Here is a 12,053-nt window from a genome sequence, read left to right as displayed (position 1 = left end):
GGATCGCTCACAGCGACTCCAGGAATCGAATCAGGTCTGCCCGTTCCTCCGGCGTCATCGCGACGACGCGGTCACGCGCAGCCTGGGCTTCGCCCCCGTGCCACAGCACCGCCTCCAACAGCGACCGCGCACGCCCATCGTGCAACCACGTTGCATTGGGATTCACCGTGCGCGTCAGGCCTATGCCCCACAAGGGCGGCGTGCGCCATTCGCTGCCGCTGGCCTCATCTTCGGAGACCTGGTCAGCCAATCCCTCGCCCATGTCATGCAGCAACATGTCGGTATACGGCCAGATCAGCTGAAAGCGATGCTCCTCGCGCGCGGCATCTCGCCGCGTCACATACTTCGGCACGTGACACGCAACGCAATTCGCCTCGTAAAACAATTTTTTCCCGGCCAGCACCCGCGCGTCATCCACATCACGCCGCTGCGGCACAGCCAGGTTCACGGAATACGTCGTCACGAAATCCATCAGCTCGGCGGGGACTTCGTGTTCGCCCAGATGCGGTTGTGCACCGTGCGGCATATCGAAGCACGCAGATTGAGCCTTGGTGCACTCGCCATAATGACTGGGGAACAACGGCGTAGACAAGCCCATGTCATTCGAGAATGCCGCCGCGCTTTGCTGCTCTACCGTCGGTTGGCTGGCCTTCCAATTAAAGCGTCCCAACACACGCTCGCCGGTGCGGCGATCACGCGTCCAATTAGGCCGGCCGCTGATGCCATCGCCATGATCGGCAGCCGCGTTGGCCAGAATGTCAGCCGGATGAATTGCCTCCAGCAACCCCAGGCCTATCATGGGCTGGGCGATACGCGGCGATATTTGTACGTCCTTGCGCATGGGGCCATAGCCCAGGTTTTCGATGCGGTAAGTCGGCTTCATCAACGTCGCCGTTTCGCCGCCGTTCAGTTGCACCGTCACCGGTTCATACTCGATTTCCAGACTGCCTTCGGAAGGCAATCCGGCTACCGAGAAATTCTGCAACTGCACGCCATAAACAGGTTCAGGCACAAAGGGCAGATGGCCCGACGCCAATTGCTGGCGCTGCTCATCCGTCGTCGCTGGCACCGACAAGCGCAGCAACAAAGCCACAGTATCCGAGCGTTCAAGCGGATCAAAACCGGGCACCGTACCTCGGCCATCCTTGGTGTGACAGGCCTGGCACGAACGTGCGTTGAACAAAGGCCCCAGGCCATCTGAGGCTTGCGTCGACGACGGCGACGAGACCCAGTCCTTGCGGAACAAGCCATTGCCCACCAGAAATTCCTGGCGTCCCTCGAACGTCAAATTGGCAGACGGATGCGAAAAAATGTCTGCATTGATCATCTTGCGCGTGGTCCCGGCCCCTGCAGGCAGTGTCTCGAATGACTCCGGCGCAGAAAAATCGCGCGTCGGCGCGGTGACCTTGGCCACCCGCGCACGGTCCTCCTCTGTCAGATCATCCCGTCCATCAGAGGCAGCAACGGCGCTGGCTGCCGCCAGCGCCGTCAGTATTGCAACAGCGAGCTTGTTCACTGAAATACGGCTTCCGGCTTGTCCAGACTATCCGAGCCTTCCAATGCGACGTCGCCCAATTCCAGGGCAGCAATCACCCGCTCCAGGCTGCGCGTCTGATCGATCAGGCTGTCGATGGCTTTCTGCACCACCGCATTGCCCTCGGCATTGCCCGACGCGATCATCTGATCATAGGTCTCGACTTTTTCTGCACGATCCCGCATGGCCTGCATTGCCGCGACCGTCGCATCCAGCTTGGCGCGCATTTCTGCGTCCAGCTTGGCATCACGCGCCTTGACGAGATCAGACAGGCTCGCGCCCTTGACCGTCTTGCCGTCCGTGCGCTGGTAGTCGCCCAGATACACGTTGCGGATACCGATCTGGTTGTAATAGTGCGAGTTATGCGTGTTGTCCGAGAAGCAGTCGTGCTCTTCTTCGGGATCGTTCAGCATCAGACCCAGCTTCATGCGTTCGCCTGCCAGCTCGCCGTACGACAGGCTGCCCAGCCCCGTCATCATGGCGATCAAGCCGGCCTTGGGATCTTCTTCGACAGCCTTGCGTGCAGCGCCGTCGGATTTCCAATTAGCGACCATGTCCTCCAGGTCGGAGACGAGCAGATCAGTCACCGCCTTGAGATACGCGATACGGCGCTCGCAATTGCCGCCCGTGCAGTTGGCGGGATCAAAGTCCGTGTGCGGACGGTTGCCCGAGTGGCGTTCCTGCGGTGTGCCGGTACGATCGGCTGGCGCCGCGCCGGTGCCGTTCAGATCCTGCCCCCACAACAAGAATTCAATCGCGTGATAGCCCGTCGCCACATTGGCCTCGTTACCATCGGCCTCGTGCAGCGTTTTGGACAACAGCTCAGGGGTGATCTTGCTGGCGTCGATGGTCTTGCCGCCCACATTGATCTTCGAGTTGGCAATCACATTGACCGCATAGAACGCGTTCTCGTCGTTTTCTGTGCCGTACGACGCGTCCACGTAATCGATCAGGCCCTCGTCCAGCGGCCAGGCATTCACGCTGCCTTCCCAATCGTCCACAATAGGATTGCCGAAGCGGAACGCCTCCGTTTGCTGGTAAGGCACACGTGCCGCCAACCACGCGGTACGCGCGGCCTTCAGCGTCTCGGCGCTGGGCTTGGCGACCAGGGCATCAATTGCCGTGCGCAAGGCCTGTGCTGTAGTCAGCGAATCCTCATAACCCGCCAACGCGATGTCAGAATAGGTTTTCACCACCGCCTTGGGTTCGGCAGCCGCCTGGGCGGCGCCTCCCGTCAGGGCGGCCATCAGCAGCGCGCCATAGAGCAACTTGCGCATCGGAACAATCTCCTTTGTTGAAAAAGCGCGCCCCGCGTGGCCGCGCTTTCTTAGAAATCGGATGAGATAACGCAAGTGTAAACAATTTTCGTTTAATGTTCAGTCTAGTGTCAGTGTTCTTTATCCTAAATGTAAGAATCAGCGGCCAACTCCGGTCAACTACCTCGCCCCACGATTAATTTCTGGCAGACGGTTGCAACCATCCGCGCAACAGGCGGGTAATAACTGGAATACAAATAAAAGACAGCACCGGCGTCATGCAAACCGTCGTGACCAACACGCGCCAGAATATCGGCAAGGCGCTCAACTGCTCATTCAGCAGCAAACTGAACAGCAACAGCATCGGAAAATACGCCAGCCAGATGCTGACAGCCTGCTTCCAACGAGGCGGCGCCGTGCGCGCCGCGCCAAACCAGGTGTCCATGCCGCTGACACGATGCACCCGGCTCGTACGCACCAGGCTTGCGCCGCGCTCGAGCCACATCCGGCGCGGCAACGAGTTTTCCCAACGGGCCAGACTCGCGGCATCGACAAAGCGCAGGACGATCTGATACTGATCGCCCCCTTCGGGAGGCTGCAACACCCCCGAGCCCAAGAAACCTGGAAAGCCTGCTGCCAGGATTTCACCCTGGCGCATCCAAGTCAGAAAATCCCCATAACGTTCGGGAGAAATGTGGCGGGTCACCAGCATAGTGACAGGTGCGGGAACATGAGCGGACATACGAAAACTCCTGGTTGCTTGCGGGCCGGTGTCGAACGAGTCCGGCCTCTTAGTACTTACCCTAGCAAACGGCATGCCAATTAGCGGGCTTCTCGCTTCCCGGGGGAAAACCATCTGAACCGTCCCGCGTTATTGCTGCATCGCACCAATTCAAGCCGACGTGCATAGATAACAGCGCATCCTGCACCAAAACAGTGCGCAATACTTGTCCGTCCCACATACTTTTCATCGCCATCGATATATGGGTTCCGTGTATTGAGGCAGCAAAGACCGAGGTCTACACTAGGCGCTTTCCCCTCGTCTGGAGCAAGTGCAATGAGCAACACCAAGATCGCGGTTTTCGTGGGCAGCCTGCGGGCCGCCTCTATCAATTTGCGCCTGGCTCGCGCCCTGGAAAAACTCGCGCCCTCAGACGTCCAGTTTGAATACGCCAGCCTGGGTGACATCCCCCTGTTCAACCAAGATCTTGAGACGGATCTGCCCGCGCCGGCAGCTAAACTAAAGGCCTTGATCGCCGAGGCCGATGGCCTGCTATTCGTCACCCCGGAGCACAATCGCTCGATACCTGCAGCCCTGAAAAACGCGATCGACTGGGGCTCCCGTCCCTGGGGACAAAACTCGTGGCCCGGCAAAGCCGGCGGCCTGCTGGGCACCTCGCCCAGCGCTGCGGGCACGGCCATGGCCCAACAACACCTGCGCAACATCCTCGCCGCGGAGGGCGTCAATGTGTACACCACCCCTGAGGTGTTCCTGCAAGACACCGCCGGGCTCATCGACGATCAGTACACCATCACCAACGAACGCACCCGCCAATTCCTGCAAGGCTGGCTCGATGGCTATATCGCCTGGGTGAACAAGTTCAAGGCATAAGACGAGATCACTGCCGACGATATGCCGGCAGGCAACAGAAGCGGGGGAAAGGCTCACACCTTTCCCCCGTTTTTCTATCCACACACCCAAGGCTTATCCCCGTCTAATGTGGACAAGCCACTGAACAGTTTTCTGACAAGCGGGGAATCATCTTTCACGACAAGGACTTAGAAGCACTGCTTAAAAAATGCCCAATCAATGCGTGGACCTGCGATTCCATGGATAAAAGTCCAAGAAACGGCATCGACGACCGCAAAACCCTCTTTTTCCATCGATCTCAATGCCGGTTGCCTTCTCAACTATCCACACACCCTGAGCTTATCCCCGCGTAATGTGGACAAGCCACTGAACAGTTTTCTGACAAGCAGAGAATCGCCTTTCGCGACAAAGGCTTACGATCGTCGATCAAAAAATGACCAATCGTCGCTTCCGCCCGGTTTTTTAGCCTAACCCGCGAATAGCCCGCACCCCGGAGCGGAAAATTTCAGGGTCCGCGAAGTTTTGCACACCCACCCGGACCTGAACTATCCACACGCCCTGGGTTTATCCCCGGACAATGTGGACAAGCCACTGAACAGTTTTCGGACAAGCAAAGAAAATCCTTACACCGCAAACACTTACGATGCATGGTGAAAAAATGCGCAGCAATCAGCGTCGCTGCGCCCACGCGGCGTCAGGGCTCTTGTTCCAGACGCATCCCGATCTTCAGGCTCACCTGCCAGTGCGCAACTTTGCCATCCTTGATATGGCCGCGCACTTCAGTGACTTCGAACCAATCCAGATTGCGCAACGTTTCCGATGCACGAGCGATCGCCTGCGTAATGGCATCGTCCGAAGACTTCGTAGACGATCCCACCAACTCGATCTGCTTGTAGATATGGCTATTGGACATTGCTGTACCTCCTAGAGAAAAGGTCCCACGCTTCTGTCACCCCGTGACGACGCGCCTATCGCTGCCCACCGCCCGCTATGGAGAATCGCCCCACAACACCGGCGGCGCGCTCTGCAACTCATTATTAATGTGTTTGTCAGCAACTGCAATGCCTGAGCCTCTGCTGAAAGAGCACGCAGAAAGCACGAAGGTACTCGCACGGAAATCACCGCGCGCAGACACCCGAAGCAGAAATACTTGCCGATCCAAGACCTGCTTCAGAAAGGATTACGATTGAGGGTTTCCACGTGACCTGGTAATAGCGGGACGTCTTTCATTCCGTATTGCACCCCACAGAGCGTCCCATCCGCGACCATGCGTTATCGCCTTCCTCCTTTGAATACCTTACGTATCTTCGAGGCCATCATGCGCCGCGGCTCGATACGCCAGGCTGCAGAAGAGCTGTGTCTCACCCCGCAAGCCGTCAGCCAACAGCTCAAACAACTCGAAGCCCATTTGGAACAGACCCTGTTCCAACGCAATATCCGCAGCCTGACTCCTACCCAAGCGGCGCATACGCTGTATGACCACGTGCGTGATGGGCTGGATCGGTTCTCTCAGGGCGTCAGCGCCGTCCAGACCTCTCGCACGGCGCAGCAGTTATATCTGTATGTCAGCCCGTATTTTGCGACGGAATTCCTGGTGCCCCGGCTGGGTCAATTCACCGCGCTGTTTCCTGGCATCGACTTTCGTATGGCTGTGGGTGTGGACTTGATCGAGCTCGATGATCGCGGGATGGATGCGGCCATACATTGGGATTACGGCGGCAACGTCGACTATATCGAAACGCCCTTGATCGACGACTTGAAAGTACTGGTCGCCACGCCCGGCCTGCTGGAACGGATCCCGTTGAACAGCCCCTCGGACTTGCTCAAACACAGCGTGGTCACGTCGTTGGTGGCAAACTCGCTCTGGGACGACACGCTGGACCTGCTGCAAGTAAAGGAACGTGCCTCGCAGCGAGTCATGCTGCTGCATACCCACGCGGCAATGATGGAGGCCATCCTCGCGGGCCTCGGCGTAGGTTTTATCTCCTATGCCGATGCCGTCAGAGAAATCGCCGCGGGCCGGCTCGTGGCGCCCTATGGCATCGATCTGCTCAAACAACTGCCCGCGGAAAAAATGCCCCGTTTCACGCTGTTGATCAAACCCGATCGCAAGCATTCGCCATTGCTCAAGCAGTTCACCGCATGGTTGTTGGAATACGTTTGCACAGAAGACATCGTGGGCTATCCCTCGGCATGCCGCCGGGTTTCCAGCGCGTCGAACACCGCGCGGCGCTGAGATACTCGCAGAAAAACCGACATCGTCCGTGCGGTCATCACTACGACAGGGGCATCGCCCCTGCGCATTCAGTGCGGACGCGCCACATCCCCATGCATGGGCTCGCCGGTACGGTCACGGCTATACAACAGCGCCACCACACCGACCAACGCCCCCAGCATCAAGTAATAGGCCGGCATCATCGGGTTGCCCGTACGCTGAATCAGCCACGCATTCAACATGGGTGCAGTGCCCGCAAACAACGCCACCGACACGTTGTAGCTGATCGCCATTCCCGTGAACCGCACATGAGGTGCGAATAATGCAGGCACGGCGGCAAAGATGCATCCCAGCATGGCAGCCAGGCACAGATTCATCACCATCAAGGCGCCCAGTTTCTCGAGATAGCCCCCCGTCGACAACATGCTGAAGCACGGAATCGCCAACACCAGGATCGCCACGCTGCCTGCCAGCATCGTCGCTTTGCGCGTGATGCGATCGGCCAGCCATCCCATGACCGGGATCATCACAATCAGGAAAATCTGCGGTCCGAGCGACAACATGAAGCCTTGGGCAGGCGCCATGGTCAAGGTGCTGATCAAATACGTCGGGATATACGTCACCACCGTATACAAGGTGATGTTGGTGACAATGATCAAGCCGCAAGACTGCAGCAGCGGGCCCCTATGCGTTTCAAACAAATGCCGCCAGCTGACTTTGGGAGGCGCGGCCTTGCTTTCCCGCACCGCTTGAAAGGTCGGCGTTTCCTCCAGATGGTTGCGGATGTACAGGCCAATCGCGCCCAAGGGCAATGCCAACAGGAACGGCACACGCCAGGCCCAATCATTGATCTGATCTGCCGTGAACAGGCTGGTCAGAACCGTCGTAATGATGGCGCCAAATGCAAAGCCGCTGATGCAACCCACCTCGACCCAACTCGTCACGGCTGTGCGATGTTTGTCTGAGCAATACTCCGCCACAAAAATAGCAGCGCCACTGCCCTCGCCGCCCGCCGAGATCCCTTGCAGCAAGCGCATCACCACCAGCAATATAGGCGCTGCAATACCGATCGTATCGTGCGACGGGATCAAGCCGATGGCGCATGTCGCCAGCGCCATCATCAGAATCGTGACCGTCAGCACGTTCTTTCGGCCATAGCGATCGCCGATCGGGCCAAATAGAAAGCCACCAAAAGGCCGTGCAAAAAACGCGACGGCGAACGCCGCCAATGAGGCGATCAACTGCACTCCCGGCTCACTGGCCGGGAAAAACACTTTGCCGAGGATTGCGGCCAGATAGCCATAAACAGAAAACTCGAACCACTCAACAAAACTGCCCACTACCGAGGCCAGCACGACACGGTTCAACTCTTTCTTGCCGACTTTACGCGGTGTCATGCCCGCAGTGTCTTGCACGTTCTGATCGGAAAACTCCCCCGATACGGGACGGCCAGCGCTGATTGCATTGGTATTCATTTTTTCCCCATCATGTATTGATATTGAATGAACATTGCCGGTGTCTGCACAGACACCGGCAGTCCCGCCCTGCGATCAATCAAACGCGTGTGGATAGTCGCGGCGCGCCTCGGCCTCGCTGATATAGCCGTAGTGCACATCGCGCTTGACCAGTTCGGCAGGCCGCTCGGCCGGCTCGCCAAAACCGCCGCCACCGGGCAAGTCCAGCACCAGCCGCTGCCCTTCTGCAATCAACTGGCTGCCCTTGGCACGCAATGCCGTGCCATCATCCAGTGCGACCTTGCCGGCTCCGCCGTTGCTGCCGCCATGATGGCCTCGCGCCGGGAAAGCCACGCGATCAAACATCGCATTCAACGTGAACTGGTATCCCTCGTGAGCGCCGATCTCGATACGCTGCCCCAGGCCGCCGCGCCAACGCCCTGCGCCGCCGGAATCCGGAAGCAGTTCCTTGCGCCATACGACGATCGGGCCAATGCTCTCCGTCACTTCCGAGGACATGGTATGCACACCGCTCGGGAAAGCTGTCGTACTCAGCCCGTCACTGTTAGGCCGAGCGCCCGTGCCGCCCGTATTGAAAATCAGCATCTCGTGGCGCGATTCGCGATTATGCTCACGCGCGCCCTGGAATCGCATCTGCAGGTTCCATAGTGCGCTGGCACCCTCGGCAGGGATCAAATCCGGGCGATAGCTCTGCAGGGCTCCCAACACCACATCGGGAATCAGATGCCCCAGCACGTGCCGCACTGCCACCGGAGCAGGGAACGGCGCATTCAAAATACAACCCGCCGGCGCAGTGATTTCGAACGGACGCAGCGACGCCCAGTTGTTCGGGATCTCTGGGGCGATGGCACACTTCAGGGCATAACATGCATAGGCCTTGGTATAGGTCAGCGGCACGTTGATACCGTAACGGCTGGTGCCCGACGTGCCCGCAAAATCCGCATACATGGTGCCGCCCTGCGGCTGCACCGTCACCCGCAGATCAATCGGGCTCTCGTAACCATCGACACGCATTTCATAGCTGTGCTTGCCTTGAGGCAGCGCCGCAATGTACTCGCGCGTGGCGCGCTCGCTGTGTTCGAAAATAAACGCCGCTAATTCCGTCAGATCGGGCAGCCCGAACTCATCCAGCATGGCCTCCAGGCGACGGCGACCCGTGTCGTTGCAAGCAACCAGCGAATGGAAATCTCCGACGACCTGATCGCGCTCGCGCACGTTATTGCGCAGGATCTCGACCAGATCCTCATTCAGTTCGCCGCCCTTGTAGAACTTCATCAACGGGATGCGTATACCTTCTTCGTATACATCGCCCGCATCCGGGCCAAAACCGCGGCCGCCAATATCCACTACGTGCGCCGTGGAGGCAAAAAAGCCGATCAGGCGAGGCGCCGCCTCGGCCGAGGGCTTGCGGTAGACCGGCGTCACCATGGTGATATCGTGCAAATGCCCGGTTCCCATCCAGGGGTCGTTGGTCACAAGAACATCACCTGGCACCAAGCCATTCTCACCGAATTTGGCCACGAAATGGCCGACAGACTCCGCCATGGAATTGACGTGCCCCGGCGTTCCGGTCACCGCCTGCGCAATCATGCGCCCCTGCGCATCGAACACGCCTGCCGACAGATCGCCTGCCTCGCGCACGCTGGTGCAAAACGCCGTACGGATCAACGTCGCAGCCTGCTCCTCGACCACCGAGATCAGGCGATTCCACATGATCTGTTCGCGGACTTTGATATTGGTGCTCATGTCACACCCCTTCTTTCTGTTGACGTTGGATGAGTAAGCTATCGTCCTGCTGCAGGATCAAGCTGTAGTCCGGGCTGACGTAGGTCGAGGTCTCTTTTTCCGTCACAATCAACGGCCCATCCAGCCGCACGGCACGCGGCAAGCTGGCACGGTCATAGATCGCGCAATCATGAAAATCGCCGGACTTGGCATCGAACACATCACGCCGATCAATCGGCGGATATTGCTCGCGCGATCCCGCGCGGTCGCCCGTGCTCGGCTCGATGCGCGCCGGCATTTCCGTTTCTGTGCGCAAAGACAGCGCCCAGCTCACCACTTCGATGTCTAGTCCAGCCACCTCGTGGCCAAACAGTTGCGTATAGGCCCGAACGAAATTCGCGCGCAGGACTTCAAGGCTGGCATCGTTCAACACCCCCGTGGGCGCATCCACCGGGATTTCCCAGCCCTGGCCGGCATAGCGCATATACGCCCGCAGCTCGCGAATGGCATCCTCGCCATGTCCCGTTTCGCGCAGGAAACTCGCGACCTCGTCATTCATCTCGTCAATCATGCCGTTCACAATCCCGGCATCGAACTGACTCAAACGCATGACCGCGCTGCGCAGTGATTCATAGCCGAAAGGCGCACGCAGAAAGCCGATAGCCGACCCGACACCTGCGCCTGGCGGCACGAGCAGACGTTCCATGCCGAGCTTTTCGCACAGCCGTACCGCATGCAGCGGCGCAGCGCCGCCATAGGCGATCATCGTGTATTCGCTCAGATCACGGCCGCTCTCGACCGCATGCATGCGTGCGGCGTTGGACATGTTCTCGTCCACCATCTCAGCCACTGCATAGGCGGCTTGCACGTTCACACTCTGCAGCGGGTCCGCGACATGCGTTTGCAATGCCCGACGCGATGCCTGCTCGTCCAGGGTAATAGAACCACCCGCAAACCGCTTGGCGTCCAGCTTTGCCAACACCAGATCCGCATCCGTCACCGTCGGACGCTCGCCACCCCGGCCATAGCAGGCTGGCCCCGGCTCGGAACCCGCGCTCTCCGGGCCGACCCGGACCTGCTTCAGATCATCGACATGGGCAATCGAACCGCCGCCCGCACCGATCTCCACCATTTCGATCACCGGGATCGAAATCGGCATACCGCTGCCCTTCTTGAACCGATACGTGCGCGCCACCTCGAACGTGCGCGCAGTCTTGGGATGCAAGTCTTCAATGAGGCAGATCTTGGCCGTCGTTCCACCCATATCGAATGACAAAACGCGATCCAGACCGTATTTCGCGGCAACGTGGCTGGCGTAGATCGCTCCGCCCGCGGGCCCGGATTCCAGCAAGCGCACCGGAAATTCCGCAGCGCTCGCCAATGACATCAAACCGCCCCCCGAATGAATCATGTACAGCGGACATGCCATCCCCTCTGCCGCCAGCGCCTGAGCCAGGCGATTCAGGTACGACGACATCAGCGGCTTCACATAAGCATTCGCGCAGACCGTGTTGAACCGTTCAAACTCGCGGATCTGCGGCGAGACCTCGCACGAAATCGACACCGACACATCGGGCAACGCACGCCGCAGACGATCACGCACCAGACGCTCATGATCGCCATTGCGATAGCTGTGCATCAAGCCCACCGCCACACTGGTAAAGCCGCCGTCGCGAATCGCCTCGATAATGCGGTCCAGGCCTTCCATGTCGAGAGGCACGAGCTCACGCCCAGACGCATCCAGACGCCCTTTGAGCGGAAAACGATCGCAGCGCGGGATCAACGGCGCAGGCAACTGGATCGTCAAGTCATACTGCTCGAAACGGCCCTCGTTGCGCATTTCGATGACATCGCGAAAACCGTCGCTCGTAATAAATGCCGTCTTGGCGCCCCGCCGCTCGATCAGCGCATTGGTCGCGAGCGTCGTACCATGCACGATGGACTGGATCGCCTCAGGCGCAATCCCTGCTTGTTCTATCGCCAATTTCAAGCCCTGCACGATGGCGCGCTCGGGCTTCTCATAATCGGTCAGTACCTTGGCGGTATACAGCCGCCCCTGGTGTTCCAATGCCACATCGGTGAATGTCCCGCCGATGTCGACCCCTGCCCTGCAAGCCAAATTCTTGTCGCTCATGTATTACCCATGTACGGATGAAAGGGTTCTGGCGATGTGCCGCGCGGTCTGCGGCACATCACGCTATGCCCATCATCGGCCAAGCCGGGCAATGATGACAAACAAGTAATAACGCGCATTAGG

General features: G+C 59.0%; 9 protein-coding genes. 2 read left to right on the top strand and 7 right to left on the bottom strand.

The window, feature by feature from the left end; translation table 11 throughout:
• Positions 1 to 7 precede the first annotated feature (7 nt).
• The 3 genes from CAL20_RS06635 to CAL20_RS06625 all read right to left on the bottom strand — a co-directional run bounded on the left by CAL20_RS06635 (position 8) and on the right by CAL20_RS06625 (position 3,532).
• On the bottom strand, positions 8 to 1,516 hold the full coding sequence (locus tag CAL20_RS06635; RefSeq protein WP_094822403.1) for a di-heme oxidoreductase family protein: 1,509 nt from the start codon (positions 1,514 to 1,516) through the stop codon (positions 8 to 10).
• On the bottom strand, positions 1,513 to 2,811 hold the full coding sequence (locus CAL20_RS06630) for an imelysin family protein (RefSeq protein ID WP_094822404.1): 1,299 nt from the start codon (positions 2,809 to 2,811) through the stop codon (positions 1,513 to 1,515). The genes CAL20_RS06635 and CAL20_RS06630 overlap by 4 nt, the downstream gene beginning before the upstream one ends.
• Positions 2,812 to 2,986: 175 nt before the next feature.
• Positions 2,987 to 3,532, bottom strand: a complete 546-nt coding sequence (locus CAL20_RS06625) for an antibiotic biosynthesis monooxygenase (RefSeq protein ID WP_094822405.1) — start codon at positions 3,530 to 3,532, stop codon at positions 2,987 to 2,989.
• 315 nt (positions 3,533 to 3,847) lie between these two features.
• Between CAL20_RS06625 and CAL20_RS06620 the strand changes: the two genes are divergently transcribed.
• Complete coding sequence (locus CAL20_RS06620) at positions 3,848 to 4,402, top strand: NADPH-dependent FMN reductase (protein WP_094822406.1); 555 nt, start codon at positions 3,848 to 3,850, stop codon at positions 4,400 to 4,402.
• A gap of 673 nt (positions 4,403 to 5,075) precedes the next feature.
• Here CAL20_RS06620 and CAL20_RS06615 read toward each other — a convergent pair.
• Positions 5,076 to 5,294: a dodecin gene (locus CAL20_RS06615; protein ID WP_094822407.1), complete on the bottom strand. Its 219-nt coding sequence runs from the start codon at positions 5,292 to 5,294 to the stop codon at positions 5,076 to 5,078.
• 375 nt (positions 5,295 to 5,669) lie between these two features.
• On the opposite strand from CAL20_RS06615, the gene CAL20_RS06610 reads away from it, so the two are divergent.
• Positions 5,670 to 6,617, top strand: a complete 948-nt coding sequence (locus tag CAL20_RS06610) for a LysR substrate-binding domain-containing protein (RefSeq protein WP_176456547.1) — start codon at positions 5,670 to 5,672, stop codon at positions 6,615 to 6,617.
• Positions 6,618 to 6,685: 68 nt separating this feature from the next.
• On the opposite strand, the gene CAL20_RS06605 is transcribed toward CAL20_RS06610, so the two are convergent.
• From CAL20_RS06605 to CAL20_RS06595, 3 genes are all read right to left on the bottom strand, one after another.
• Positions 6,686 to 8,071, bottom strand: a complete 1,386-nt coding sequence (locus CAL20_RS06605) for an MFS transporter (protein ID WP_094822409.1) — start codon at positions 8,069 to 8,071, stop codon at positions 6,686 to 6,688.
• A gap of 75 nt (positions 8,072 to 8,146) precedes the next feature.
• Positions 8,147 to 9,817 (bottom strand): hydantoinase B/oxoprolinase family protein, encoded by a 1,671-nt coding sequence (locus CAL20_RS06600; RefSeq protein ID WP_094822410.1) that lies wholly within the window; start codon positions 9,815 to 9,817, stop codon positions 8,147 to 8,149.
• A 1-nt stretch (position 9,818) separates the two neighbouring features.
• On the bottom strand, positions 9,819 to 11,930 hold the full coding sequence (locus CAL20_RS06595) for a hydantoinase/oxoprolinase family protein (RefSeq protein ID WP_094822411.1): 2,112 nt from the start codon (positions 11,928 to 11,930) through the stop codon (positions 9,819 to 9,821).
• Positions 11,931 to 12,053: the final 123 nt, after the last annotated feature.

It is taken from the genome of Bordetella genomosp. 4, from assembly GCF_002261185.1.
Classification (GTDB): Bacteria; Pseudomonadota; Gammaproteobacteria; order Burkholderiales; family Burkholderiaceae_B; genus Bordetella_A.
Note: the sequence above shows the minus strand (reverse complement) of the source record. Positions and strands in the feature narration are given on the sequence as shown.